The organism is Campylobacter concisus (assembly GCF_003049735.1).
Classification (GTDB): Bacteria; Campylobacterota; Campylobacteria; order Campylobacterales; family Campylobacteraceae; genus Campylobacter_A; species Campylobacter_A concisus_AN.
Map to the genome: position 1 here is coordinate 496,844 of NZ_PIRM01000001.1, position 25,980 is coordinate 522,823.

General features: G+C 36.8%; 27 protein-coding genes. 6 read left to right on the top strand and 21 right to left on the bottom strand.

From position 1 onward, the window contains the following. Positions 1-111: 111 nt before the first annotated feature. Complete coding sequence (locus CVS97_RS02510) at positions 112-405, bottom strand: hypothetical protein (protein WP_021090986.1); 294 nt, start codon at positions 403-405, stop codon at positions 112-114. A 2-nt stretch (positions 406-407) separates the two neighbouring features. Continuing rightward, complete coding sequence (rsmH, locus tag CVS97_RS02515) at positions 408-1,331, bottom strand: 16S rRNA (cytosine(1402)-N(4))-methyltransferase RsmH (protein WP_107784965.1); 924 nt, start codon at positions 1,329-1,331, stop codon at positions 408-410. Between the two features lie 127 nt (positions 1,332-1,458). On the opposite strand from rsmH, the gene CVS97_RS02520 reads away from it, so the two are divergent. The 4 genes from CVS97_RS02520 (at position 1,459) to ftsZ (ending at position 6,230) form a co-directional block, all read left to right on the top strand. After that, a complete protein-coding gene (locus tag CVS97_RS02520; protein WP_021090776.1) occupies positions 1,459-2,046 on the top strand; it encodes a class II aldolase and adducin N-terminal domain-containing protein in 588 nt (195 codons plus the stop codon). A 138-nt stretch (positions 2,047-2,184) separates the two neighbouring features. Continuing rightward, positions 2,185-3,642, top strand: coding sequence for a peptidylprolyl isomerase (locus CVS97_RS02525; protein ID WP_107784966.1), 1,458 nt, complete (start codon positions 2,185-2,187; stop codon positions 3,640-3,642). 6 nt (positions 3,643-3,648) lie between these two features. Further along, on the top strand, positions 3,649-5,076 hold the full coding sequence (ftsA, locus tag CVS97_RS02530; RefSeq protein WP_103593172.1) for a cell division protein FtsA: 1,428 nt from the start codon (positions 3,649-3,651) through the stop codon (positions 5,074-5,076). A gap of 14 nt (positions 5,077-5,090) precedes the next feature. Next, a complete protein-coding gene (ftsZ, locus tag CVS97_RS02535; RefSeq protein WP_084041479.1) occupies positions 5,091-6,230 on the top strand; it encodes a cell division protein FtsZ in 1,140 nt (379 codons plus the stop codon). 89 nt (positions 6,231-6,319) lie between these two features. Here ftsZ and CVS97_RS02540 read toward each other — a convergent pair whose 3' ends face one another. The 17 genes from CVS97_RS02540 to rpmH form a co-directional block, all read right to left on the bottom strand. Further along, positions 6,320-6,613, bottom strand: a complete 294-nt coding sequence (locus tag CVS97_RS02540; RefSeq protein WP_021091019.1) for a metal-sulfur cluster assembly factor — start codon at positions 6,611-6,613, stop codon at positions 6,320-6,322. Positions 6,614-6,616: 3 nt separating this feature from the next. Then, positions 6,617-7,807: a peptidase M50 gene (locus CVS97_RS02545; RefSeq protein WP_107784967.1), complete on the bottom strand. Its 1,191-nt coding sequence runs from the start codon at positions 7,805-7,807 to the stop codon at positions 6,617-6,619. Position 7,808: 1 nt separating this feature from the next. Then, positions 7,809-8,147 carry a hypothetical protein gene (locus CVS97_RS02550; RefSeq protein ID WP_107784968.1) on the bottom strand — a complete coding sequence of 113 codons (339 nt, stop codon included), beginning with the start codon at positions 8,145-8,147 and terminating at the stop codon, positions 7,809-7,811. 73 nt (positions 8,148-8,220) lie between these two features. Then, positions 8,221-9,261, bottom strand: coding sequence for a peptide-methionine (R)-S-oxide reductase MsrB (gene msrB, locus CVS97_RS02555; protein ID WP_103579685.1), 1,041 nt, complete (start codon positions 9,259-9,261; stop codon positions 8,221-8,223). Positions 9,262-9,341: 80 nt separating this feature from the next. Next, positions 9,342-10,874 (bottom strand): bifunctional phosphoribosylaminoimidazolecarboxamide formyltransferase/IMP cyclohydrolase, encoded by a 1,533-nt coding sequence (gene purH, locus CVS97_RS02560; RefSeq protein WP_107784969.1) that lies wholly within the window; start codon positions 10,872-10,874, stop codon positions 9,342-9,344. 20 nt (positions 10,875-10,894) lie between these two features. Next, positions 10,895-11,467, bottom strand: a complete 573-nt coding sequence (locus CVS97_RS02565; RefSeq protein ID WP_107784970.1) for a hypothetical protein — start codon at positions 11,465-11,467, stop codon at positions 10,895-10,897. Continuing rightward, complete coding sequence (locus CVS97_RS02570) at positions 11,468-12,202, bottom strand: TerB family tellurite resistance protein (RefSeq protein WP_107784971.1); 735 nt, start codon at positions 12,200-12,202, stop codon at positions 11,468-11,470. A 1-nt stretch (position 12,203) separates the two neighbouring features. Next, positions 12,204-13,265, bottom strand: coding sequence for an SDH family Clp fold serine proteinase (locus CVS97_RS02575; protein WP_107784972.1), 1,062 nt, complete (start codon positions 13,263-13,265; stop codon positions 12,204-12,206). Positions 13,266-13,268: 3 nt separating this feature from the next. Further along, positions 13,269-15,458 carry a phosphoribosylformylglycinamidine synthase subunit PurL gene (gene purL / locus CVS97_RS02580; RefSeq protein WP_107784973.1) on the bottom strand — a complete coding sequence of 730 codons (2,190 nt, stop codon included), beginning with the start codon at positions 15,456-15,458 and terminating at the stop codon, positions 13,269-13,271. Positions 15,459-15,801: 343 nt separating this feature from the next. Then, on the bottom strand, positions 15,802-16,539 hold the full coding sequence (locus CVS97_RS02585; RefSeq protein WP_107784974.1) for a hypothetical protein: 738 nt from the start codon (positions 16,537-16,539) through the stop codon (positions 15,802-15,804). A gap of 32 nt (positions 16,540-16,571) precedes the next feature. Continuing rightward, positions 16,572-17,306 (bottom strand): hypothetical protein, encoded by a 735-nt coding sequence (locus tag CVS97_RS02590; RefSeq protein WP_107784975.1) that lies wholly within the window; start codon positions 17,304-17,306, stop codon positions 16,572-16,574. Between the two features lie 26 nt (positions 17,307-17,332). After that, positions 17,333-18,658, bottom strand: a complete 1,326-nt coding sequence (gene mnmE / locus CVS97_RS02595) for a tRNA uridine-5-carboxymethylaminomethyl(34) synthesis GTPase MnmE (RefSeq protein ID WP_107784976.1) — start codon at positions 18,656-18,658, stop codon at positions 17,333-17,335. Further along, positions 18,655-19,710: a Jag N-terminal domain-containing protein gene (locus CVS97_RS02600; RefSeq protein WP_107784977.1), complete on the bottom strand. Its 1,056-nt coding sequence runs from the start codon at positions 19,708-19,710 to the stop codon at positions 18,655-18,657. Before CVS97_RS02600 ends, mnmE begins: the two co-directional genes overlap by 4 nt. After that, positions 19,710-21,263 carry a membrane protein insertase YidC gene (gene yidC / locus CVS97_RS02605; protein WP_107784978.1) on the bottom strand — a complete coding sequence of 518 codons (1,554 nt, stop codon included), beginning with the start codon at positions 21,261-21,263 and terminating at the stop codon, positions 19,710-19,712. The genes CVS97_RS02600 and yidC overlap by 1 nt, the downstream gene beginning before the upstream one ends. A gap of 1 nt (position 21,264) precedes the next feature. Then, entirely contained in the window at positions 21,265-21,606 is a 342-nt protein-coding gene (yidD, locus tag CVS97_RS02610; protein WP_107784979.1) for a membrane protein insertion efficiency factor YidD, read from the bottom strand. Continuing rightward, the gene (gene rnpA / locus CVS97_RS02615; RefSeq protein WP_080658720.1) at positions 21,603-21,938 is read right to left on the bottom strand and encodes a ribonuclease P protein component; all 336 of its coding nucleotides are present in this window, start codon (positions 21,936-21,938) and stop codon (positions 21,603-21,605) included. Before rnpA ends, yidD begins: the two co-directional genes overlap by 4 nt. Next, positions 21,926-22,060, bottom strand: coding sequence for a 50S ribosomal protein L34 (gene rpmH / locus CVS97_RS02620; RefSeq protein WP_002940373.1), 135 nt, complete (start codon positions 22,058-22,060; stop codon positions 21,926-21,928). The genes rnpA and rpmH overlap by 13 nt, the downstream gene beginning before the upstream one ends. Positions 22,061-22,182: 122 nt before the next feature. Between rpmH and CVS97_RS02625 the strand changes: the two genes are divergently transcribed. Together CVS97_RS02625 and CVS97_RS02630 are read left to right on the top strand one after the other, a co-directional pair. Continuing rightward, the gene (locus tag CVS97_RS02625) at positions 22,183-22,836 is read left to right on the top strand and encodes a uracil-DNA glycosylase (RefSeq protein WP_072594908.1); all 654 of its coding nucleotides are present in this window, start codon (positions 22,183-22,185) and stop codon (positions 22,834-22,836) included. Next, complete coding sequence (locus CVS97_RS02630; protein WP_107784980.1) at positions 22,833-24,083, top strand: hypothetical protein; 1,251 nt, start codon at positions 22,833-22,835, stop codon at positions 24,081-24,083. The genes CVS97_RS02625 and CVS97_RS02630 overlap by 4 nt, the downstream gene beginning before the upstream one ends. A gap of 44 nt (positions 24,084-24,127) precedes the next feature. Here CVS97_RS02630 and CVS97_RS02635 read toward each other — a convergent pair whose 3' ends face one another. Beyond that, positions 24,128-24,517, bottom strand: a complete 390-nt coding sequence (locus CVS97_RS02635) for a YbgC/FadM family acyl-CoA thioesterase (RefSeq protein ID WP_107784981.1) — start codon at positions 24,515-24,517, stop codon at positions 24,128-24,130. A 174-nt stretch (positions 24,518-24,691) separates the two neighbouring features. Continuing rightward, positions 24,692-25,885 carry a Cj0814 family flagellar-dependent secreted protein gene (locus tag CVS97_RS02640; RefSeq protein ID WP_107784982.1) on the bottom strand — a complete coding sequence of 398 codons (1,194 nt, stop codon included), beginning with the start codon at positions 25,883-25,885 and terminating at the stop codon, positions 24,692-24,694. Between the last annotated feature and the right edge of the window lie 95 nt (positions 25,886-25,980).

A 25,980-nucleotide genomic window follows, 5' to 3' on the forward strand; every position in this document is an offset into this window, starting at 1 on the left:
ATTGAGCTAATTTTATTTTTGTGCAGTTATATACAAAATGGCTATATTATTTGCCAATATAATTGAATCGCAAAAATTTAGATGAGAATAAATAAAGCTTTAAATGTTTCGTTATTTCCATTGGCGCTCTTGCATATTGTTTAAAATTTGATTTTTATAACGTAAATTTTCAAGCTTTATATTAAGAGCTCTATTTTCCTCTAAAAGCATATCTCGTTTACCGCTTATGTCAGCTATATCTCTACTTATATAATAAATTTGATTTGCTATGTAAATTTTTGGCAAAAATATAGCTAGAGCTATAAAAACAGCTAAATAGACCATCACTAATGTCTTAAAGCTTAAATTTACCTCACGTTTTTGCTCCTCGTCGTGAAGTGTTAGCAGCTCTTCTTTTTCTTGCATTTTTATCCCTTTATCTTAAAAACCCGCAGTTTTGCGCTCTTGCTTCGTGAGTTTATCTTTAGCTCATTTTGGCTTGCTGTTAGTGGCTTTTTGGTTAAAATTTCTCCTAGTTCGTGATTGTTTCCGCATTCACATCTATAGACGCCAGGTAGGCAGATACAGCTATTTGCCCATTTTTTAAAGCGTTCTTTTACGATCCTATCTTCAAGCGAGTGAAACGTAATAATTGCCACAAGACAATCTTTAAACCCACATTTTTCTATACTATCAAGCAAATTTATTAGCTCATCTAGCTCACCATTTACCTCTATCCTGATCGCTTGAAAGGCAAGTATTGCAGGGCTAACTCCGCGCCCTTTTATCTGGGCTGTACCTATTAAATTTGCAAGCTCTTTTGCACTCGTTATCTTGCCTAAATTTCTAGCATTTATAATTTTATTTGCAATCCCAACAGCATTTTTTAGCTCGCCATAATCTCTAAAAATTCTAACCAACTCATCAAAAGAGTATCCATTTACAACGTCATATGCGCTAAAATTTCGCTCTTTGTCCATTCTCATATCAAGAGTACTTGAGCCAAGACCAAAGCCCCTATCGTCTTTATCTATCTGAAGTGAGCTAACACCGATGTCGGCCAAAATTCCTCTAACATTTAAAATTTCTTCTTGACTTAGCTTGCTAGTCAATTCAGAGAAGTTACTTTTATAAATTTTAACCCTATTGCCAAATGGCTCAAGTTTTTTTAGTGAAAAATTTATAGCTTCGTTATCTCTATCACAGGCAATTAAATTTAAATTTTTATTTTGAGACAAAATGGCGCTAGAATGTCCGGCATACCCAAGCGTGCAATCTATAAAGTTTCCATTCAGATTTTTAAAAAAGGATAGAACTTCATCAAGTAAAACACTGATATGTGGACTTTGCAACACTGCCTCTTTATAGTAAATAGTGTGGAAAATTTATCGAAATTTTACTTAAAAAGCTATCATTACACAAAATTTTACATAAATTTTAAGATAGCTTAAATATAATCGCTTAAATGTAGGAGAAAAAATGGAGCTAGAACACTCAATAAATGAGATAAAAACAATATCACTTTCTATGTTTAGAAAGAATTTTTTTGGCGTCTTTCACGGCTCAATTTCAGCAAGAGTCGAAAAAAATCAATTTATAATCAATAAACAAAATGCCATTTTTGATAATTTAAAGGATGATGACTTGACACTTCTTTCATCAAAAAAAGACTATCGTTGGAATGAAGCTAGTCTTGATGCTGATATACACTTAAATATTTATAAAAATATAAATGAGGCGAGATTTGTTTGCTACGCGATGCCACCATACGCAACTGCCTACGCAATGAAACATGAAAAAATTGTACCGAAAGATTATTTTGGGTATATGAGATTTGATAAAATTTCTGTTTATGATCCAAAACAATATGATGACTGGTATGAACGTGCAGAAACTGAAATTTATAGATATATGCTAGAAAAAAACACAAACATTATTATCATTAAAGGATATGGCATTTATGCCTACAGTAGAAGCCCTCAGCTTCTTGCAAAAGAGATAGCTTTACTAGAAAATAGCTGCAAATTGCTTCATTTAACTAGTGGTTATAGCGATTATAGTATTTAAAATTTTGCTAACAATACTAAAAAATTGTTAGCAAAATCCTCCACAAAGATATTTTTAAAGCCCCTATTTTAAGCTTATTTAAGGCAATTTTATATAATATATCATACAAATTTCGTTAGTCTTTTAAAGGAAAATTTAATGTTGTCTTGGATGCAAAAACATAAAAAATACCTAGTTGTTACCATTTGGGTAAGTACAATAGCCTTTGTTGGAGCAGGCTTTGTAGGCTGGGGAGCATATGATTTAAATAGCAATCGAGCCACTTCAGTTGCAAAAGTAGGACACAGAAATATAAGCATTCAAGAACTGCAACAAAAATACGATAGTTTGTATCAATACTACAATAATCTTTTTGATGGTAAATTAACGCAAGAAAAGGCTAATGAGTTAGGATTACAAAATGCTGCACTTCAGGCTACAATTCAAGAGAATTTACTGTTAAACTTTGCAGACGATATAGGTCTTAGTGTTAGCAAAGATGATATTTTAAAATATATAATCGTTGATCCAACATTTCAAAAAGATGGTGCTTTTGATAAAAATTTATACTACGATATTTTAAGAAGGGCCAGAATAAATCCAACCGATTTTGAAGAAAATTTAAAACTAACAATACTGCTTGATAAGCTTAGAACTATTTTAAATTTACCAGCAAATAAAGAAGACATTGCAATGATGGAAGCAAGCTTTTTTATGCAAGATAAATTAGCAATACAGATAATAAATGCTAATCAAAGTGATATAAAAATAGATGAAAAAGAGCTAAAGGATCTTTGGGAAACAAATAAAAACAACTATATGACAAAGACTATATACGGTCTAGAAACATACTTTATAGAGTCAAATAAAAATGATGTAAATCAAACTACTTTGAGTGACTACTACAACGAAAATAAGGAGAGATATAAAGGCTCTGATGATAAGATCAAATCATTTGACGAAGTAAAGACTGAAGTTGTCAAAGACTACAATATCGAAAAAAGTAAGACTGATGCTTTAAAAAAATATACCTCTATCAAAAAAGCTGAGCTTGCAACAAATGGATTTGTTAGTATAAATGAAGATAATGCAACATTCTCACTTGATGAAATAAAAGGGGCAAAAGTTGGTGAGGTTATAAAACCATTTACATATAAAGATGGATATTTAATAGTTAGGGTAAAAAGTATAACTCCTCCACAGCCTATGAGTTTTGAACAAGCAAGAGCAATGGTACTTGAAATTTACAAAGATAAAAAGAAAAAAGAAAACTTAACAACTATGGCAAAAGAGTCTTTACAAAATTTCAAAGGAACTGATATAGACTTTATCAGTAGAGATATAAATAGCTCTATCTCAGGACTAAATGAAAGTGAAACTAGAGCTTTTGTTTCTCAACTTTTTGAAACTAACAATAAAAAAGATTATGTTATATTAGAAGATAAGGCCGTTATATACGATATTTTGGAACAAAGGTTGCTTGTAGATAATATAGACAATAACTATAAGCAAATAACACGGCAAAACGTTACAATGCTTAAAAATAATGAGCTAATAAAAGATTTAACAAACAAACTAAAAAAATACTATGAAATTAAAGAATATATCAAAAGGTAATTTATCTTGAGTACAAAAATTTTAGGTATAGATATCGGCTCTTTCCAGATTTGTGCAGTAATAGCACAACATGACGAAAATGGTATTAAGATAATTGGAATTGGAACTGAAAAAACACAAGGAATAAGAAAAGGCGTTATAACCAATATTGAGCAAGCTGCAAAGTCTATAAAAAATGCATTAATAGAAGCACAAAGAGTTGCTGGAACACGCTATGAAAAAGTCATAGTTTCTATTTCTGGTGCGTATACAAAAAGCGTTGACAGTAGTGGTGTAGTAAATATACCAAATCATGAAATAGGCATAAAAGAGATCGAGCGTGCTATGCAAATGGCCGATCATACAGCTGATATACCTCATGAATATGAAAAATTACATGTTCTTCCTTATAATTTTAAAGTAGATGGGCAAGAACATATTGAAGATCCAATAGGCATGAATGGTAGTAGGCTAGAAGTACAAACACATATTGTTACAGTACAAAAATCATCTATTAGCAACCTAAGAAAAGCCGTAAATTTAGCAGGCGTTCAACTAGATAACATAGTTCTTTCAGGATATGCTTCTGCAATAGCAACATTAACAAAAGATGAGAAAGAACTTGGTGCCGCACTTGTTGATATGGGTGGTGCTACTTGTAATCTTGTAGTACATTCTGGAAATTCTATAAGATACAATGAATTTTTACCTGTTGGCTCAGCAAACATTACAAATGATCTTTCTATGGCTCTACATACACCTCTTCCAAAGGCAGAAGAGATAAAATTAGGTTATGGCGCTTTAATAAATAAGTCAGTTGATTTAATAGAGCTCCCGATCCTTGGAGATGAAACAAAAAGCCACGAAGTTTCACTAGACATAATATCAAATGTTATATATGCCAGAGCAGAAGAAACCCTTATGGTACTTGCTAAGATGCTAGAAGATAGCGGCTATAAAGATAGCATTGGTGCTGGAATAATACTTACTGGCGGTATGACTAAGCTAGAAGGTATTAGGGATCTTGCATCTGCGATATTTGATAAAATGCCAGTTCGTATAGCAAAACCAAAAGAAATGGATGGATTATTTGAAATTTTAAGAGACCCAGCAAATTCTTGTGCTATAGGGCTTTGTTTGTATGGTGCTGGTAATTTTAGTCCATACGAGATTGATTCTGAGAAAAAAATGAGATACCAAGGGGAAATAGCCTCAAAACCAAAAGCAAATTTTAGAAATGTTTTTGTAGAAGAAGAAAACATACAAAATTTTGGACAAGAGGTGCAGGATCCAAATGAAAAAGAGGATAGTTTTTCTGATAAAGATTTTGAATTAGAAATAGCAAATAAATCAAAAAATAAAGAAGAGCTTGCCAATATTGCAGATATTAGCAAACAAGAAAAAAAGCCAAATGCTTTTGCAAAATTTTGGTATAGTATTACACAATTATTTTAAGGAGAATTTCAAAAATGAGTAGCTTCACAGTAGAAGAAAATAAAAGCATCTATGGTGCAAAGATAAAGGTCGTAGGTGTAGGTGGAGGTGGTGGCAATATGGTCAACCACATAATAAGAGTTAATCCAAATTTAAATATAGATCTTATTGTTGCTAATACAGATGCTAAGGCTCTTGAAAATTCTCTTGCACATACAAAAATACAGCTTGGAGAAAAGACAACAAAAGGTCTAGGTGCAGGCATGAGACCTGAAATAGGAAAAGCCGCTGCTGAAGAGAGCTATGATGAAGTAAAAAGTGCACTTGAGACATCAGATATAGTTTTCATTGGTACAGGACTTGGTGGTGGAACTGGTACAGGTGCAGCTCCAGTAGTTGCTCAAGCTGCAAAAGATATTGGTGCACTAACAGTTGCGGTTGTTACTATGCCTTTTATGTTTGAAGGAAAAAAACGTAGAAAATTGGCTGATTGTGGCCTTGAAGAACTTAGAAAAGAAAGCGATTCTATTGTAGTCATTCCAAACGATAAACTCTTAACACTAATTGATAAAAATGCTGGTATAAAAGAAAGCTTTGAAATGGTCGATGAAGTGCTTGCAAGAGCCGTTAATGGTATGAGTACAATCGTGCTTGATTCAGGAAAAAGCGACATAAACCTAGACTTTGCAGATGTTAGAACGATTATGAGCCATAGAGGACTAGCTTTAATGGGTGTTGGCGAAGCAAGTGGAGAAGATGCAGCACAAGAAGCTATAAAAAATGCAATACAATCGCCGCTTCTTGATAACATGACAATAAATGGTGCATTTGGTATTTTAGTTCATTTTAGAATAAGCCCTAGTTGCCCACTAGCTGATATCAATAATGCAATGAGTATTATTCATGAGGCAGCAGATGAAGATGCTGAAATTATATTTGGTACAACAACTGATGACAAAATAGAAGATAATAAGGTTGAAGTTACAATAATAGCAACAGGTTTTCAAAGCTCACAAAAAGAAACTGAAAAAAAAGATGAAGTACAAACTTCTACTACAAGCGATATCATAAAAAAAGAGCGTATATTAAGACTTAAAAAAGTTAGTGGTGGATATGACGAAGACTATATGTCACAACTTGATGTGCCATCATTTATGCGCCATCAAATGGACTAATAAAAAACAAACTCCTTAAAATTTCTAGAGAGCTTTTGCTCTCTAGCTTATTAAAAATTTACAAACTTTCAAATCTAAAAGCTTAAAATTTAAACTCCAAGTTGTGCTTTTACAAAATCGCTTGCCATTTGTATATTCCACTCAGGCTCCCAAACAAGGTCTATCTCACACTCTTTGACGCCTTCTATATCAAGCACGGCTGTTTCTACCCAGCCAAGTATCATTTCGTGTAGCGGGCAAGATTTGGTTGAAAGCGTCATAGTAACTTTTGCTTTGCCATTTTCATCGCAGCTCGCATCATATATAAGTCCGAGCGAAACGATATCAAAGCCAACTTCTGGATCAACGATATTTGACAGTGCGTTATAAATTTTTTCTTTCATTTTTTATCCTTTAAAACCAGTAAATCTAAAAATATTTATTATATTTATCGATAGTAAAACTATACTAAGAGCTATAAACATCATACCAGCTTGCACTAAAATTTCTAGTTCAAAGCAAGTTGAGAGAAGATAGCAAAGAAGCGAGATAGCATTAAAAGCTATACCAAAATAGGCTATCTTTTTTAGTATCATGGCATCAAGAAGTGGCACTTTTACCTTTCCGACAAAAGGTGCTACGTAGTGATACCATATTAGAAATGGTGCGATCTTGTAAAGATGAGCTACGATAAAAGCAAACAAAAAGCCATATATTAAAAAATATGCAGCTAAATTTAATTTGCCTAAAGCTATAAAAACAGCAGCACCAAGCAAAGCAACCAACGAAAGCATGATATTTACATTCCAGTAATCATACGCCTTTCTAACGCGTTTTTTTAAAATATAAAGCGCTTGAGCTATAAAAAGTAAAGCTGCCACACATATTAACAAAATAGATAAATTTTCATTAAAAGCTAGTAAGATGCCACCCACAATATAGCATGCTAGTGAGGCCTTGCTAAGTGTAAATTTTAGATCGTGAGCCAATGCAAACATAGGTAAGAGTACGCTAGCAGCTCCAAGTATCACAAGAAATACAAAACCTAGCACAAAATAGACGTGAAATTTTAGTGTCATCTCAAAATCAAGCATCAGCGTGCCACTAAGTATCATAAGCAAGCAAAAACCAAGCGTTATTCCAATTACCAAAAAGATAGCTGAAACAAAAAGCGCAAAGGCCGCAAAGCTCTTTTTTTCATTATCCATAAAGCTTAGTGCATAAGTCGTAGCAAAAAAGGCAAGTGAGCAAAAAAGAAAAACTCCACTAATTTGTAAAATTTTAGCCTCAGAAAATAACATCCCGTAGCACATGCCCAGCAATGATAGACAAAAAATAGCCAAATTTAAAATAGCACCTTTTGCTGTAAAAAATGGCTTTTCTAAGATGACTGAAGTTAGCTGATAAAGTGCTCCGATGATAATACTCATAACAAAACCAACAAAAAATATATGCAAAAAACCAGCTGTATTTAGTGAGCTGATAGCATCAAAATCTGCATAAAAGAATGCCGGCACACTTAATGCTAAAAAGAAAATTCCAGCAATAAAATATCCACCGACTAACTTAAATGGTGGTGCGTAAGTATTTAAAAGCATCTTAGTGGCAAAGACTCGTATCTACGTCTTCTATGTTTGCACCGTCTTTTAGGCTAAAAATCATCTTTACAGCCCCACCATCTATATCTTCACGCTCTATGTCAAAGCTCTTATCTATCTTTGGTATAAGACCGGCTGGAAATTTATGATTTAGCATCATAATTTTTGTGTTTTTATCAGCAAATTTAATAGCGATTAATGCATTGACCATTGGCTCTGGCGGTACGCAAGGACGTGAATCAAAGCCAACAAAATTTACACCATTTTCACTAAATTTATAAAATGGCACGGTTGCACCATCGACATTAAACTGCTCTGCGTTTTTGAAAAAATCGCTCATTTTTTCTCCTTTTAATTTTGGAGAATTATACTCTGATTAAACTTTTCAAACTATTGATTTGCTTCAACAAAAGCTATTTTACGTAAGGTATAAATTCCTCGTATCCAAGCCTAGCCATATCTTCAAGCGGTATAAATTTAAGGCTAGCACCATTTATGCAATATCTTAGCCCACCCTTATCGCTTGGGCCATCGTCAAAGACATGCCCGAGGTGCGCGTCACTATTTTGAGACTTAACTTCGACCCTTTTCATCATAAACGAGTTGTCCTCCTTATATGAAAGAGCTGTTGTCGTGATAGGCTTTGTAAAGCTTGGCCAGCCACATCCTGCATCAAATTTATCTGCACTTGAGAAAAGTGGCTTTCCGCTCGTTATATCTACATAAATGCCTTTTTGATCAAATTTATCATACTCACTGCTAAATGGCCTCTCAGTCGCTGCTTCTTGCGTCACGGCATACTGCTCGCTACTTAAATTTTTCTTTAGCTCATCTTTACTAAGCGGCTTAAATTTCGCTTCATCGTAAAGCGGTTTATCAGCTAAACCTAGATCGATATGACAATATCCAAAAGGATTTTTATCAAGATAATCTTGATGATACTCCTCACCTAAGACGAAATTTTTAAGTGGCGCTACCTCAACCACGATCTTATCTTTAAATTTCTTTTGCTCTATTTTCATAAAGCTCTCTATCGTTGGCAGATCACTTTCGCTCACATAGTAAATTCCGCTTCTATACTGCCTACCGACGTCATTGCCTTGTTTATTTAGCGATGTCGGGTCGATTACTCTAAAAAAATGAGCCAAAATTTCAGCCAAAGCGACTCTATTTTCGTCGTATTTTACATAAAGTGCCTCAGCATGATCGCTCTCATGAAGCTCGCGGTAGCTAGTATTTTCGCTCTTGCCATTTGCATAGCCTACCTTTGTATCCACTACGCCAAATATCTTTTTAAAATATCCCTGCATACCCCAAAAGCAACCACCTGCTAGATAAATTTCTTTTAAATTTTGTCCTGCCATCGTCTGCTCCTTTATAAGCTCATCCTTTGCCATCAAATTTAGACCAAAAAACACTGCCGCCATTAAGATAAATTTTAAGATCTTTTTCATTCTATCTCCTTTCATTTTTGAAAGATTATACGAAAATTAAAGTTATAAAGTGTGAAGAAAGGGGCAAGCGCCCCTAAATTTTAGTGTAAGAAGTGTCTAACGCCAGTGAAATATAGCGACATGCCATGCTCATCGGCAGCCTCTATCACCTCATCATCTCTGATACTACCGCCTGGCTCGATGACGCATTTTACGCCCACTTTGCTAGCGATGTCGATGCTATCTCTAAATGGGAAGAACGCCTCACTAGCAAGCACGCAGCCACTTAGATCGATCTTTAGCTCTTTTGCCTTTGCCACGGCCGCACGTGCAGCATCCACACGGCTTGTCATACCCATGCCAATAGCTACCATAGCGCCATCTTTTACATAAACTACACAGTTGCTCTTCGTTAGCGCAGCCACTTTCCACGCAATCTGAGCGTCCTTTAGCTCGCTACCAGTTGCAAATTTCTTACTCATTTGCTTCATATTTTCAAGCTCTTCGTCTTTTACATAGTCTCTTTCTTGAAATACAAATCCACCATCAACGTGCTTAAAGTCAAATTTATCATTTGAGCGAACTAAAAATTTATTGTCTTGAGTGAAAATTTTGATGCGTTTTTTACTCTCAAATACTTTAAGCGCAGCATCATCAACATTTGCAGCGATTATTACCTCAACATAAATTTCATTTATCTTTTTAGCTAGCTTTTCATCAAGTGTACCATTTATAGCGACTACACCGCCGTAAGCTGAGATCGGATCGCATTTAAGCGCAGCCTCGTAGCTCTCAAGCAATGTATCTTTTACCGCAAAGCCGCAAGGATTAGCGTGCTTGATGATAGCCACTGCTGGCGCGTCATCAAAGCTAGTTGCAAGCATTAATGCGCCATTTATATCGGTCATGTTATTGAAACTTGCCTCGCCTTTTAGGGCTCTAAAGTTGTTTGTGAAGAAATAATCAAACTCATAAAGTGCGCCTTTTTGGTGTGGATTTTCTCCGTATCTTGTGTCAAAAACCTTGCTTCCCACGATAAATCTAGCATCGCCAAAACCGCCATTAAATCTATCATTCATATAGTTTGCGATCATACTATCATAAGCTGCTGTGTGCTCGAATGCCTTTATCATCAGCGATCTTCTAAACTCAAAATCATCGCTTTTCTCTTTTAGGCGCTTTAAAATTTCGTCATAATCAAGCACGCTTGTAACGATAAGCACGTCTTTAAAATTTTTAGCTGCACTTCTTACCATAGCTGGGCCGCCGATGTCGATATTTTCGATGATCTCAGCAAAGTCATCAGTCCTAATTGTAGTCTCTTTAAATGGATATAAATTTACACAAACTAGATCAATTCCTTCTATGCCATGCTCTTTTGCCTGAGCCACGTGCGTAGCGTCTTCACGTTTATGCAAAATGCCACCATGTATCTTTGGATGAAGCGTCTTTACCCTGCCCTCAAACATCTCAGGCGACGCCGTAAATTCGCTAACCTCAGTGGCTTTGACGCCCTCAGCCTTTAAAAGTTTATAGGTGCCACCAGTTGAAAGTATCTGCCAGCCAAGTTCTTCTAGCCCCTTTGCAAACTCTACAATGCCCTCTTTATCGCTAACGCTAAGCAATGCTCTCATTTTTTCTCCTTTATGAATTTTTATCTTTTTGTTAAACACATACCTTTTACAAGCAGAAGCTGCCCCATTTTTATATCCTTTGCGATATTCTTTATCGATAAGGCTTCTAGTGTAACCATAACATTTGCAGCTGCATCTATATAATAGTCTTTTCTCTCTACAAAGTTTTCACGCTTTTGACCAACAATATCAACGCTAAAGGCATAGCTTGAAATTTGATTGCCATCAAAATATCTCGCATCTAATACGCTTAAATTTACAGGTTCCTCTTTCTCAATCGCCTCGCATATCGGCTTTTTCGAGCTAAATTTCATTACCTTTATGCCGCGATCATACGAAAAGATATACTCACTAATTTCATTTAATTTTTTTGCTTGAACTGACATAATGTCGCTCTTATTGCCATCTTTATCGACAAATATTATGCTCACATTGCTATCTTTAACATCATAGTTGTTGATGACCAACCTTTGATCTTGATAAAGCTCGCTTTGCGTAAGCTTAAATTTTATCTCTTTTCCATCGACATTTACCACTTTAAAATCATTACAAAAGCCAGCCACCGCTAGCAGCAAAATAGCAATTTTCTTCATCTAAGCTCCAAATTTCTCTTTTAATCGCCCATAAGCCTCGTTTATCTCCTGAAGCTTCTTAGTTGAGCGCTCTATAACCTCTTTACTCTCTCCCCTACCCATCAAAATATCGGGATGATACTGTCTAACAAGCTCTTTATAACGAAGCTTTACCTCATCAAAATTTGCACTCTTACTAAGTCCTAAAACCTCAAATGGATCGTTTTTTTCTATACCGGTATTAGAATTTGTTTTAAATCTTGAACTATAAAAATTATCAAATTTTAAGATAATCTCATCAAGCGTATCTTTGTCAATGCCAAATCCATAAGCGATATTTCTAATGACAGCTTGCTCGCTTGCATTAAACTCACCATCAATATAAGCTAAATTTAGAAAAAATGTGAGTCTGGCGACACAAATATCGTAGTTTAGATTAAACGCACGCTTATAGTTTCTGGCGGTTTCGTAGGCGTTATCTACATTTTCTTTTTGACTATTATAGACCTCTTTTAGATACTCACGCACACCGCTAACGCCACTAACTTTCTGGCTTAGATCATCTAGCACTTGAGTGATCAGCCTAGCCTCTAGCTCGCTAACTCTGCCGTCACTTTTAGCTACTTTTGCAAGCAGTGAGACTAGAAATTTAGCCTCATCTACATCTGCTTGTTTCTTGCGGTTACTACCTATTTGGACATTCATAAAGAGAAATATCGCACCGCCTAATATCAGTAAAAACAGGACTCCAGACATATTACCACAAGTGATAGATGGTGTTTTTTATTTTGCCATTTACTAGCTCGTTTTTACGCCAAGAGCTCTCGTCATTCATCACATTCCAGCGACGCTCTTCAGGGCGGTAAAACCAGTCTTTGTCTATCTGATAATAAATTTGCTTGCCATTTGTTTCAATGATGTTTGCGATATTGTTATCGTGATAGCTATTTTCGTCATAGTCAGTAAAAGCTCGCTGACCCATCTCAGAGTAAAGTAGCGTTAACTCTTGAAGCATTTCATTTAGATCATCATCCATCTTTTTTACATGAAGGCCGATCTCGTGCGCCTCTCTAAAGAGGATCGGATATTCATGAGCTGGATAGTCGCCATTTAGCCTTTCAGAAATTTCTACGATCTTTTTATCATCATCGATGTGATACCTAAGAAGCTCGGTGCAAATCTTAAGCGATAGCGAGCTAGCACGGTCAACCGCACCAAAGACTAGCGGATGAATATACTCATAAAGCGAATTATAAGGGTTTGTGTCGTTTGGCCTATCTTTGTCTTGCTCTTTCCAAAGCTTGACCACACGACTAAGTTCGTCCATCGAAACGCTCACAAGCTCATTGCCTTTGTTTGTCGGACTAAGCTCGTGTTTGAGTGATGTATCAACAGGCGTTAGATAGGCAAGTGGGCCCATGACGATCTCATTTGCGCCAAGTGCCATCATAGTAGCAGCTGAAGCGCAGTTTGCAGGTATTAGAGCTATTAAATTTTTGCAGTAATTTCTAAGTGTGGTGATGATCCTAAGAGCGGCGATACCACTTCCGCCGTCACTTTTTATAAAAAGATAAGCAGTATCTATCTTTTTACCCTTTAAAATTTCATACATAGCACTTGCATCGTTGCCGCAAACACTACCAGCATTTGAATTATAGTAAGTTATCAAGGTAGCGTTTAGTCTTTTTTCGATTGATTTTATTAAATTTTGCGTCTTACTAAAAAGTACTGGCGGCTTTGCTACGCCTCGCTTTTCAACTTGTTCTGTTTCCTTTTGCTCATTTTCAGCCTCAGCGACCTTGCTCTTTTTTAAAGCCATTTCTTAATCCTCTTTTCTAACGATTTTTGCAAACTCATTTAGATAAATTTCTCTTATCTCATCCATGCTCTCATCAATGTCGTTTAGCTTAAATCTTCTGCCACCACTAACGCCGATCTTTTCAAATTTTACACCAAATTTAGCAGCAAGCGCTTCAAATTTAGCCTCGTCTTTCACTCCTACGACTGCTCTTGAAAAGCTTTCATCAAAGATGAAATTTGGCTCTTTAAATTTCACTTCGCAATTTACGCCGATGTTTGAGATGCTAGCCATTTTTGCTAGCGTAATAGCAAGACCGCCCACACCTACGCTATTTGCAAACTCTAAAATTTGTTCTTTATTTGCTTCAATCACTAGGTCCCAAAGGGCTCGCTCAGCTTTATAATCAACCTCTTTTAGCTTTCCACCAACCACGTTAAATAGCGCCTTTGCGTAAAGTGAAGCAGCAAATTCACCACTTGTCTCGCCAAGCAAGTAAATCGCCCTGCCCTCGCTTAAAAATGTGCTTTTTAGGTTTAAATTTGCATCTTCATTTACGCCAACTGTGACGATAGCTGGTGTTGGATAGACGCTAACGCCGTCAGTGTCGTTATAAAGGCTCACGTTGCCGCTAACGACTGGCGTATTTAGCTCACGGCAAGCCTCTTTTATGCCTTCACATCCCTCTTTAAACTGCCACATAACCTCTGGATTTTGCGGGTTGCCGTAGTTTAGGCAGTCGGTGATCGCAAGTGGCACAGCGCCACTCATCGCTACCTTTCTGCCAGCTGCAGCAACTGCTCTTGCAGCGCCAATTTTTGGATCAACAAAATTTGCTCTAGGATCGCACTGCGCAGCCATAGAGACGGCCTTTTTAGTGCCTTTTACCCTAATACTTGCGGCGCCTAAGTGACCAGGCTGTTTTATAGTATTTGTCTGAATATTTGCGTCGTATTGATCGTAGATAAAGCTTTTATTTAGTACCTCTGGCTCTTTTAAAAGCTTGAAAAATGCAGTTTTATTATCAACATTATTTGGAATTTTTAAATTTGCAATCTCATCAAGGTATTTTGGACGTGCAACTGGGCGATCAAGCACCGGAGCTGCCTCGCTAAGTGGGCCGATAGGAATTTCACCTGCTAGCTCACCATGCCAGTAAAGCTGCATCACACCGCTACTTGTGACCTCGCCGATGATCTCAGCATCAAGGTCCCACTTTCTAAAAATTTCAAGCACCTTTTGCTCGTAGCCCTTTTTGGCACATATTAGCATACGCTCTTGAGACTCACTTAGCATTAGCTCATAAGGCGTCATACCAACTTCACGCATCGGCACGCGATCTAGATACATCTTCATACCACTACCGCTTCTGCCAGCCATCTCAAAGCTAGAGCTTGTAAGCCCTGCCGCACCCATATCTTGGATGCCGATGATGTAGTCTTTTTTAAAGAGCTCTAAGCAAGCTTCCATGAGTAGCTTTTCGGCAAATGGGTCACCCACTTGCACCGTTGGGCGAAGTGATTTGTTCTCGTCGTTAAAGCTATCGCTTGCCATAACAGCGCCACCAAGTCCGTCTCTGCCGGTCTTTGAGCCCACGTAAATGACTGGGTTACCAACACCTTCAGCCTTGCCGTAGAAAATTTCATCACTTTTGCAAAGCCCAAGCGCAAAGGCGTTGATTAGGATATTGCCATTAAAGCTAGGATCAAACGTAGTTTCGCCGCCGATAGTTGGAATACCCATGCAGTTACCATAGTGTCCGATACCTGCGACACTTCCTTTTAACAAATATCTATGCTTTTTTGCTAGCTCGCTATCGCCTCTTATCTCGCCAAAGCGAAGCGAGTTCATGTTCGCAACAACTCTTGCGCCCATCGTAAAAACATCTCTTAAAATTCCACCAACGCCAGTGGCAGCACCTTGAAACGGCTCGATAAAGCTTGGATGGTTGTGACTTTCCATCTTAAAAACAGCCGCAACCCCGTCACCAACGTCGATGACGCCGGCATTTTCACCAGGTCCTTGGATGACCCAAGGAGCTTTTGTCGGAAAGCCGTTTAGGTATTTTTTACTTGATTTATAGCTGCAGTGTTCACTCCACATCGCTGAAAATATGCCAAGCTCTAGTAAATTTGGCTCGCGTCCTAAAATTTTTAAGATCTCTTCATACTCTTCGTCGCTGATTTTATGTGCTTGTATGGTAGCTTTATCCATTTTTGGCCTTTAAAAAATTTTGGTTGATTTTACTTAAATTTGCATAAAAAGATGATAAACCAAAGGAGCGAAAACAGAACAAATTTGACGAATAAAATAAGAGTCTAAACTTCATATAGCAAGCTAAAATGTTATATTTGTAGTTATTGATTCGGCTATAAATTCAACCGAAAAATTAGCATTTTTGCGGTACGGGTCTTGGTGAACGGCTCAAATTTTAGACAAATGCCAAATTTGAACTAGCTGTGGAAAATAAAAATTTAAGCATACTAGAACCCTAAATTTGACGCAAGAAAGTCCGATACTCCGTCAAATTCAGCAGGCGATTACCCGCCGCAAATGCCTACTTGCTCGGCATACTATAGTAGCAAAGTATGTTTAGCAGGATACGCCCTTGCTTTTTGAGGTCTTGATCGATGACGTCTTGTCTAAATTTCGCAGAAGTCGCCTGCTCTTTAACCTCGGCTAGCTTGCTGCTAGGCAGGTTAAATTTAAAGTCTAAATTTTTTATCTCAAAGCCTTTGTTTCCGACTATCTTCGCGTCGATCACGGTAGCGAAAAACTCGTCAGACGCGCCCACGTAGTAGTTCGTCACGCTTCTAGCGCTTATAGGTTCGCCGCCAAAAAACGCCTTGCAAACAGGAGATTTTTGCGCGCTATAAACCACGCTCTCAAGGATCCCGCCGCCAAATTCGTAAAACTTAAATTTCTTTGAGTTTTGTAGCTTTTTTATCTCGTCTTTATCGCTCAAATCTACATTTCTACCGCTATCCAGATCAATCACTATCAGAGTTTTTACGCCGTCGCCGCTTGCATAAACCCAGCCTAGATTTTGGCTCGCCGAGTCGCTCTCGCCAGGCGATTTCACCTCGGCCCTACCCATGTAGTCGCCGAATTTTTCCTCTTTTTTGCCGCCGCTCATCTCATAGACCGTAGTCTCGGTTATAAACCCGATCTGCTGTATGCTAGCGTCGTTTTCCATATATGTACGCCACGCTCTCTCGCCGCCCATCTCGCCTGTAATGGCCGCGCAACCGCTAAATACCAAGGCTGCGACAGCCGCTAGAAATAATTTTTTCATCTCGCGCTCGCGTTTAAATTTGATAAAAGCGATCAGTTTTTAGGCGCGGCGCACACGATGTTTGATAGGATTTGCTCCTGTTTTTTAGCGTCGGCGTCTATGACTTTGCTTCTAAAATCCGCCGAGCGAGCCCGCGTTTGTGTACTAGCAAGCTTGCCGTCGCTAACGAAAAATTTAAAGTCTAGATTTTTGATCTCGGCGCTTTTGCCTTTTTTCACTCCGATATCCATCAGGGTCGCGAAAAATTCGTTATTGTCGACGCTTTCTTTATCGTAATAATTAGTCACCGCATGAGCTTTTACCGTCTTGTCCTCCGCAAAACTCTCACACACGGCGCCCGAGTCCGCGCTAAAAACTACGCTCTCTAATATGCCGCCGCCAAACTGATAAAATTTGACCGTTTTTGCCTTTTTTAGGGCTTCATGCTCGGCTTTATCGCGCATATTTACGTAGCGATAGCCGAATTTTTCCTTGTCATCAAGCTCAAGTACCGTAAACGAAAGCCCGTTTAGCGCATACATATCGCCCAGTTTCAGCGCCATATCGGCCCTTTTTACGATCGCCATACCGATGACGTCGCCGTCTTTTAGCGCGTAAGTTTTGCTTAAATTTTCCGAGTAAAACGCGATATTGCCGAGGTTGCCGTCGTTTTCAAAATACTTACTCCACTTTGGTTCGGATGAGTCCGTACCCGTTAGATTATCTTGCAAAGGCGCACAACCGCTAAATAACGCCGCCAAAGCGACGACTGATAGAATTTTTTTCATTGTTTTCTCCTTTAAGATAAATTCGCTCACTTACCCAGGCAAAAGCTGCTAAACATTTCGTCTAAAATTTCGCTTCTTTCAAACGGCTTCGTGATTGACGAGATTTGCTCTATCGCCGCATTTAGCTCATAAGCAAAAAGCTCGAGCTCAGACTCGGCAAGCAAATTTAACGCTCTTTTTAAAGCCTCGCTCGCCTCTTTGCAGCTTAAAATTTGGCGGTTTGAGCTTAGCATGATCTCGTCGGTGTCTTGCGTCTTGAGATATTCCTCGAGCTTTTTTAAAACTACACTCGTATCGGTTTTTGCTGAAATTTTGATAGCACCGTCCAAATTTATGTCAAATTTAAATGCCAGATCGCTTTTGTTTAGGATAAAAAAGGCTTTTTTGTTTGAGTTAGAAACGAGCTTGATTATCTCTTTGTCTTGCTCATCGCTTGGATTTGAGCCGTCAAAGACAGCCAGGATAATGTCAGCCTCGTTTATAGCCGAGATTGAGTAGTTTATGCCGATTTGCTCGATCCTTCCAGCATCTTTTCTAATGCCAGCGGTATCTATTATGCGAACCAGATGTGAGCCGATCTTGAAATTTTCTTCTATCCTATCTCTGGTCGTGCCCGCCTCGTCGCTAACGATCGCCCTCTCGTATGCCAAAAATGAGTTTAAAATGGAGCTTTTGCCAACATTTGGCTTACCAACGATGGCGATCTTAAAGCCATCTATTAGCCCTCTTCTTTGCTCACTAAGTGCGGCTATGCGCTCTAGCTTCTCACTATTTTTTAAAAGCATCTGCTTGGTCTGCTCTAGTAAATTTGCAGGCAGATCATCATCAGCATAATCAATCATCGTCTCAACAAAGGCAAGAGTTTTGACCACTTCGCCCCTGATCTCGCCTACAAATTTACTAAGATCGCCTTGCATCTGGCGGGTCAAAATTTTAGCAGCGTTCTCGCTTTTTGAAGTGATGAGCCCTTGCATAGCCTCAGCCTTAGCTAGATCCATCTTGCCATTTAAAAATGCTCGCTTGCTAAACTCGCCTGGCATAGCAAGCCTTGCGCCAGCCTTTATTAGCTCATTTAAAATTCTCTCACTCACCATCACGCCACCATGAGTTTGAAATTCGACGATATCCTCGCCTGTAAAGCTTGCTGGGGCTTTAAAATATATAACGATGCCCTCGTCTAAAATTTCATCATCAAGGGAGTAGATTTTGGCTAGTTTTGCGTATCTTGGCTCTAAATTTGAAAGTTTAAGAAGTTTTAAAGAGATGGCTAAGGCGTCCTTGCCGCTAAGCCTTACGATAGAAACTGAGCCGATGCCATAAGCTGTGGCAAGGGCTGCGATAGTTTCACTCATTTTTTGAAAAAGTCATTTACGACGACAAATTTGCCGTCATTGCCACTTTTTATGCCGACATATTTATCTGGGAATTTATCGCGAAGTTTCTCAAGTGCGATCTTGACCAAAACCCCATCAAGTGGCTTTGTTTGAGCTCTACCACTATTTTGCACACGCTCGATCACGCCATTTAGATATTGATCCATCATCGCTTCTTGATTTTGCAAAAATTGCGCGATTTCAAGGCGGATAGCAAGGTTGTATTTTGAGTTTAGCCAGTTATAAAGCATGTAAGATATCGCTTTATACCTATAACCTTCTTTGCCTATAAGTAGAGCCGCATCAGCTCCATCAAGCTCTATAAGCACCGTTTCATCGTCAAATTTGCTAACTTCAATTTTACTAATATCAAAACAACTTGCCTTAAAAAGACGGTTCATGCCCTCTTTGATCTCAGGTAAAATTTTATCAAAGTCGATTGTTGCTTTTTCTTTTTTTTCTTTTTGTAAAGCTTGAGCCGCACTATCTTCATCGGTTTGATTAAAATTTTCAATAATAGAATTATCTAAAATATTTTTAGGAACATTTTTACTAGCTTGTGACTCCTTTATTTCTTTTGGCTCATCAAGTCTCTTTATCACATATCCCGTTTCAACTTCTTCACTCTTTTGAGCAAATGCATCTTTAGCTAGAGCTTCATTTTTTTCACTTAAATTTGACTTTTCATTTTTATGCTCTTTTTGCTCAAATTTAGTTTCGCTTTTTTCATCTCTATGTTTTTTAGAGCCTCGCTTTTTATCACTATGATCGTGTTTTTTGCCTTGTTTTTTCTCTTCTTTTATAGATTCGTTTTCATCACTTTTTTTAGCAAAATTTCTATCATTTTTTGGCCTGTTCGGCTTTGGCTGATTTTCTAAATTTGCTTCGATAATCGCTGTCTTTTTAAAAAATCCCAAAAAGCCACTTCTTGGATGTTGCAAGACTTTGATATCAAGCTGAGTTACTGAGCAGTTAAGCTGCTCAGCTGCTTTTTGAAATGCCTCTTGAAGGGTATTTGCTTCTATTTTCATTAAGCCTTTACCTCCGCAGCTTTTTTATGTTTTTCAAAAAGTTTATTTACAAATACTTGCTGAACAACCGAGCAAACGTTATTTACAAACCAGTAAAGTGTAAGACCAGCTGGGAATGTCACGAAGAAAAATGTAAATATAAGAGGTAAAAATTTCATCACCTTTTCTTGCATAGGATCAGTAAATGTCGTTGGTGTAAGCTTCTGCTGTAAAAACATCGTTAGACCCATCAAAATAGGTAATACAAAATATGGATCCATTACTGAAAGATCGTGTATCCAAAGTACCCAAGGAGCACCTTTTAGCTCGATCGCATTTAGTAAAACGCGGTAGATCGCAAAAAATACTGGAATTTGAAGCAAGATTGGTAAGCAGCCACCCATCGGATTTGCACCATGCTTTTTATAAAGCTCCATCATATGAACTTGCATTTTTTGCTTATCATCTTTATATTTTGTCTGAAGCTCTTTTACCTTTGGAGCAAGCTCTTTAAGCTTATTCATAGATAGCATACCCTTGTATGTAAGTGGGAATAAAACTATCCTTATAACAAGTGTTAGCACAACTATCGCCCAACCCCAGTTGCCAATGTAGTTATGTAAGAAATTCAAAAATGCAAACATCGGTTTTGCTATAAATGTAAACCAACCATACTCAATAACGTCGTTTAGTCTCTCGTCCATTGAGCTTAAAATTTTATGCTCTTTTGGTCCGATATATGCGCCTAATTTTAAATTACCATTTGCCTTTACAAAAAGAATAGGATTGTTGTTAGAATCTTTGTCTACGGCTACTTCAAATGGCTTTTCAAATGAGTAAAATAGCGTCGTATAGTATCTATCAGATGCGGCCGCTATTGTGGTATTTACATAGTTTTTAACCTCTTTGGCGTCACCATCTTCTATAATATTTAGGCTATCATCCGTGTTTCTAAGCATCACGCCGTGAACTGTGTAGCTATCTATCGCGATATTTGGTCTAAAGCCAGGAGTGATGAAATAATCAACACTTTTACTTAAATTTACTTCAACTTCATATCTGCCATTTGGGTAAAATTTGATATTTTTTGTGACTGTAACTCCATCTAAATTTTGAGTAAGTTTTATCGTTTTAGGCTCGCTGCTAGCATCTATCTCGCTAGCGTCACTACTATATGCAACCTTAAAGGCATCAGTGTTTAAAGTACTATCGTTAAATCTAAGCTCAAGTGGCAATGGATTTTGCGAAACAAGCTCGATTTTGTTGCCATCTTCTGTTTTATACTTATCTTCAGTTAGATAGAATTTTGAAATTCTTCCTAGCTTATCTATTTTTGCTTCGTAGCTTTGACCTTTGATAGTAGCTATTATCTCGTTTGAAGCTAAATTTTCATTTGATTTTGGTGTATTTTGATTTGTATTTGGAGCTTTATTTTGATCTATTGCTTGAGAGATTGTAGTTTGGTTTTGCTCAGGCACCACTCTTTTTGGCATAAAAAAATCATACACTATAAAAAAAACAATAGATAAAAGCGCTGCAAGAAGCAACCTTTTTTGCATAGACATGTGTTCCATTTTATTTTTTTTCCTTTAATTTATCTAATACTTTTACGACATAAAATTTACTATTCTGACAAGGGACAAACCAAAAATTTACATTTCTGGTATCACTTTTTTGAGATATAAAACATAAGTTAAATTTTTTGTAGATGATTGGGTAGTTGATACCGCCTTTAAAAAGCTGATTACATTTTAAAATTCGCATGAAGGTTGCAAAAAAAGCAGAAAAAAAACTATTTGTTTGAAATTCCCAAATCGCGTATTGTGAGCAAGTCGGATAATAACGACAGCTTTTTGGTAGAAGTATGGAAATATATTTTTGATAAAAAGCGATAGCTTTAATCGCAATTTTTTTCATTTTAAACATCCCATTTTTTTTGTAGACCAACTTAAATTTTTACAAATTTTTTCAAATGAAATTTCTGTAATTCCATTTTTTGCGATCATAATATATGTGCCATCTTTTAATTCACTAGAAATGTTAAAAAAAGCGGCTCTCAAAAGTCTTTTAGCTCTATTTCTAACTACCGCTTTTCCTACTTTTTTACTAGCAACTACTGCTATTTTTTTTTCATTTGTTGGTTTATAAAAAATAATGCAAGCATCACAATGCCACTTGCTAGCCTCTTTATAAACTTGAGAGAATTCTTTTGAGCCGCTTAACGACTCAAAACCAGCTAAGCAGCCAATCTTTTTCTACCTTTGGCACGTCTAGCGTTTATTACCTTTCGTCCATTTTTAGTTTTCATTCTTAAGCGAAAGCCGTGAGTACGTTTTTTAGGGGTTTTATGAGGTTGATAAGTCCTTTTCATTTCTATCCTTAAAGTTAATATAAAAAGTGAGATTTTATCAAAGCAATACTTAAATTCCTTTGAATAACTTAGCTTAAAAAGCCATAACTCAAACTTTAAGCAAATCAAGTTATAATCCAAAAATGAATTTTAATAAAGACAATAGGCTTTTAAAAAAATTATTTTTCTTAAAACTAATTGGCTATAAGTTTATTGATAAAAATTTTCTTAGTCTAAGCAATTATCATGATTACAACAATATTGATGAGCTAAACCGCGAAGTAAAAAAATGCTCTCTTTGCTCTTTGCGAAATAGCTCAAAAGGCGTAACAGCCGGTATCGGCAATGAAAATAGCAAAATCATGTTTATATTATTTTCTAAAAAAAATGATTCTTATGAAAATAACAGTAAAAAATTTTTAGAAAATGCCATAAAAAATAGTTTGAATTTAGATATAAAAGAAATTTATATAAGTTCTCTACTTCGGTGTGAAATTTCACAAAATGATGATAAAAGTCCGATTTTAAGCCGTTCTATTGAACTTTGTCGTCCTTATTTGCTTGAAGAGATTAGGCTGATAAAGCCAAAGATAATCGTGACTTTAGGAGAGAAAGCTTTTATGCATTTATATCCAAATTTATTATTAAAAGGCGGATTTGCAAGCATAAGAGGTAGTATTTTAAAAAATGAAAATAGCCTTATTTTGCCAACGTTTTCGCCAGAGTGGATCAGCAAAAATCCTAGTTTTGAAAATATTTTTATAGATGATTTAAGAAAGATCAAAGGAGTGATATGAGAAAAATTTTACTTTTTTTAGCCATTTTTTCGACTATTTTTGCATCGCAAGATGAGATAAATTTTGAGAGTAATATTACAAAAAACCAAAGTCTATCAAGCATACCTCCAGCAAAGATTACTTATATAAATTTAGAACCAGAATTTTGTGATAATGCCTGCTTAAATGAGCTTATCAAGGCTGATTTACTGGCTAGTTTTATGGCGAGATTTGAGCCAGCAAAAATAGACGATAACACTCTTTTAGAGCTTTATATCTCTCTTGGTGGTGAAGCTATTTTAAAAGTTAATAAAAGCGGCAAAATCGCTGTAATCATTCCGCAAAAGATTATAAAATCTTATGCAAATGTTGTATCAAATGCAGTCTTAAGCTATGTCTTAAAGCAAGACGCAGATATCGAGATCAAATTTATAAATAGCAACGATGAAAGCCCACAAAGTCTTACAAATGCTATGCAAACGGCTAGAGCCCAAGGTTTTAATTATTTTATCGCGGCCCTTACATCAAATGGTGCAAACATTATAAATTCGCTAGTTCTATCAAATGAGCTTATCTACATTCCAAGCGTTCATAGCTCTTTTATCATAAATCCAAAGCCAAATTTGATCTTTGGTGGCATTGATTATAAAGACCAAATTTCAGCTTTGCTAGCTTACTCGAACGAAAAAATAGTTGCATTTGATGATGGTAGTTCATTAGGGCAAAAGCTAAATGAATATGTCCGCATGCAAAGTAGCGATTATCATGAAGCCTCTATCGTAGGCAAAGATATAAATTTAAACGACACTTTAAGTAAAAAATCCAAATTTGATAATGCAAGTATATTTTTAAACATCCCAATCGTCAAAGCTTCTCTTGTAGCAACGCAGATGAGGGGCTTTGAGATAAAGCCATACGCACTTTTAAGCACACAGATAAATTTTTTACCAAATATCTTTAATGCCATCGCACAAAGAGATAGACAAAATCTTTTCATTGCAAACTCACTAAATCCTGTTAACGACTTATTTTTGGGGCTTGGTGATCTTTTTGATGTAGATTTTAGATATTCACAAATCGGCTATTCAAGTGCTTTTGGTGCCGAGTATATATATACAAATTTTATAGATAAAAGTGCTGATAGAATTTTTACCGAAAGAGTTGAAAACTCTCAAGTCTTATATGGAGTTAAAATTTATAACGCAAAAGGCGACCACTTTGACGAAGCAAATCAAGAAATTTTGCTCGATCAAAATAGCTCAATGTAAAGGCACAAAGTGGCTAAAGTCAAATTTCTAAACTTAGCCACGATCTAAAATTTAGAATTCTCCAAAAATTTCTTTATCTCGTCATTTATCTTAGCAAGCTTCTCTTCTTTCATAAAGGCTAACGTAATCGTCGCTCTAAAAAGTAGCTTTTCGTCATTTTTGTCATCAAATTTATAAATTTCTTGCTCCAAAACAAGGCTAGCTTTTTTAAGCTCTAAAATTTTGGTTCTAACAAATACTTCATCGCCAAGCACAGCAGAAGCTATAAATTTAGCCTCCAGCGACGAAACTACAAAGCATCCACCCTCTTTTGTGAAATTTAATCCAGCCTGAAAAAATGCTTCACTTCTAGCTCGCTCGCAAAATTTAATGTAGTTTGTATGATAGACTATGCCGCCCACATCGGTATCTTCGTAGTAGATTCGTATTTTCACAGTATTTCCTTAGACTTTTACATTAAGCCCAATTTTACTGAATTTTCTTAAAAGCCCCATTATATCCGCCTCTTTTTTTCCTCATGTGTTTTTAAATTTTGCCCGCGCGCACCGCTAAAATCGAAATTTGCATTCGCGTTAAATTCGTTTAAGCCGCTTATCATATTAATCCTTTTAAGCCTTTATATCCACGCTCTTATCGTTAAATTTCATCATCGCCCGAAGTTCTTCTAAATTTTTTCTAGTATTTTGCTCTAGCTCTTTGTCGTATTTTCTGTTTTTACCCAGCATCTTTTGCGTTCGCTTTTCTTGCTCTATTAGCTTTTCTAGACGTTTTTGCGCCTCTTTCATATCCTCTTGCATTATTTCAAAGAGGCTTTTTGATTCTTTGCCGTCGGAAGTTATGTTAGAGTTGCCGCTTAAGGCAGTGCTACCGGGTAAAAGCGACTCTTGCATTTTTTGAAACGTTAGTACATATTCTCGGTAATCCTTGCTAAGCCCGTCAAGCTCGCTTCCTTTGATGCCGTAGATATTGCGCGAATCAATAAAGGCGTCCAGCTTTTGTCTGTATTCTTTGCCGCTTATGCTTTTGTCATAACCTTGCATCTTGCCCCAAACCGTAGTTTCGCCCTCTCGTACGTCTAAATTTGAGTTTATTACGGCTGCTATCAAGCCTCCTTTGGTTATACTACCGTCAGAGTTAGTGTATCTTTCGCCGTGAGGATTTATAAACACGCTCACATTTTCGCTCTCTTTGCCGCCGTTATTGTTATCAAAGATATTGGTTGACGGCTTATATTGCGGCGTCGTTGTTAACTCATGATATGAACTATTAAAAAATAGTGTTTCCATGTTGGTTTTCCCAGACTTATCGTCAAAGGCGCTACGTGCCGACGCATAGTCGTAGATGTTTTTATTTACTTTAGTTACTTTTAGACTTGATTTCTCGTACTCGTATCCTTGAGGAAATTTGGCAAGGTCTTCTTTAGTAAAGCTCTCTTTTGAGTTTAGTAGCTCGTCGCCCGCTACTTGGGAGAGAATTTTATATGCATTATGGGCGGTTTTTGCTATGTCGATTTTTGAAAACATTTTATTAAATGCAATAGCCTTATCATTTACGTTCACGAGCGATTTTAAGGTATCTGAGTGGATTTTGTAGTCCTTTGGGATACCTGCGGCTTCATTAAATTCGGACGTAAAATATCCGTCCTCATCGACTTTATAGCCTAAAACTTCGTTAAATTTGTGCTCGACCGTATCCGGCTGCGAGATTTCATTTTTATATATGATTTGACTCTTTATGCTATGTTTTTCATTTAACTGAAAATTTTTAGCAACACTAGAAAATCCACCGATACCGCTTAGCATCATAAATCCTTTTAAAATTTAGTTTTAAGCTATATCGGCTAAATTGAGAAAATATCTAGTAAAAATAATAAAAACTATCAAAAAGCCATACAAAA

Bases quoted from the DNA above. Each gene is read 5' to 3' on its own strand.
- CVS97_RS02590 (WP_107784975.1), bottom strand. From the start codon at position 17,306: ATGAAAAAAATTCTATCAGTCGTCGCTTTGGCGGCGTTATTTAGCGGT.
- CVS97_RS02525 (WP_107784966.1), top strand. From the start codon at position 2,185: ATGTTGTCTTGGATGCAAAAACATAAAAAATACCTAGTTGTTACCATT.
- CVS97_RS02600 (WP_107784977.1), bottom strand. From the start codon at position 19,710: ATGAAAATAGAAGCAAATACCCTTCAAGAGGCATTTCAAAAAGCAGCT.
- CVS97_RS02570 (WP_107784971.1), bottom strand. From the start codon at position 12,202: ATGTCTGGAGTCCTGTTTTTACTGATATTAGGCGGTGCGATATTTCTC.
- msrB (WP_103579685.1), bottom strand. From the start codon at position 9,261: ATGAAAAAGATCTTAAAATTTATCTTAATGGCGGCAGTGTTTTTTGGT.
- purL (WP_107784973.1), bottom strand. From the start codon at position 15,458: ATGGATAAAGCTACCATACAAGCACATAAAATCAGCGACGAAGAGTAT.
- CVS97_RS02630 (WP_107784980.1), top strand. From the start codon at position 22,833: ATGAGAAAAATTTTACTTTTTTTAGCCATTTTTTCGACTATTTTTGCA.
- CVS97_RS02545 (WP_107784967.1), bottom strand. From the start codon at position 7,807: ATGCTTTTAAATACTTACGCACCACCATTTAAGTTAGTCGGTGGATAT.
- yidC (WP_107784978.1), bottom strand. From the start codon at position 21,263: ATGGAACACATGTCTATGCAAAAAAGGTTGCTTCTTGCAGCGCTTTTA.
- purH (WP_107784969.1), bottom strand. From the start codon at position 10,874: ATGAGAGCATTGCTTAGCGTTAGCGATAAAGAGGGCATTGTAGAGTTT.
- CVS97_RS02565 (WP_107784970.1), bottom strand. From the start codon at position 11,467: ATGAAGAAAATTGCTATTTTGCTGCTAGCGGTGGCTGGCTTTTGTAAT.
- CVS97_RS02585 (WP_107784974.1), bottom strand. From the start codon at position 16,539: ATGAAAAAATTATTTCTAGCGGCTGTCGCAGCCTTGGTATTTAGCGGT.
- rpmH (WP_002940373.1), bottom strand. From the start codon at position 22,060: ATGAAAAGGACTTATCAACCTCATAAAACCCCTAAAAAACGTACTCAC.
- CVS97_RS02540 (WP_021091019.1), bottom strand. From the start codon at position 6,613: ATGAAAGAAAAAATTTATAACGCACTGTCAAATATCGTTGATCCAGAA.
- mnmE (WP_107784976.1), bottom strand. From the start codon at position 18,658: ATGAGTGAAACTATCGCAGCCCTTGCCACAGCTTATGGCATCGGCTCA.
- yidD (WP_107784979.1), bottom strand. From the start codon at position 21,606: ATGAAAAAAATTGCGATTAAAGCTATCGCTTTTTATCAAAAATATATT.
- CVS97_RS02625 (WP_072594908.1), top strand. From the start codon at position 22,183: ATGAATTTTAATAAAGACAATAGGCTTTTAAAAAAATTATTTTTCTTA.
- CVS97_RS02520 (WP_021090776.1), top strand. From the start codon at position 1,459: ATGGAGCTAGAACACTCAATAAATGAGATAAAAACAATATCACTTTCT.
- CVS97_RS02510 (WP_021090986.1), bottom strand. From the start codon at position 405: ATGCAAGAAAAAGAAGAGCTGCTAACACTTCACGACGAGGAGCAAAAA.
- CVS97_RS02550 (WP_107784968.1), bottom strand. From the start codon at position 8,147: ATGAGCGATTTTTTCAAAAACGCAGAGCAGTTTAATGTCGATGGTGCA.
- CVS97_RS02640 (WP_107784982.1), bottom strand. From the start codon at position 25,885: ATGCTAAGCGGTATCGGTGGATTTTCTAGTGTTGCTAAAAATTTTCAG.
- ftsZ (WP_084041479.1), top strand. From the start codon at position 5,091: ATGAGTAGCTTCACAGTAGAAGAAAATAAAAGCATCTATGGTGCAAAG.
- CVS97_RS02575 (WP_107784972.1), bottom strand. From the start codon at position 13,265: ATGGCTTTAAAAAAGAGCAAGGTCGCTGAGGCTGAAAATGAGCAAAAG.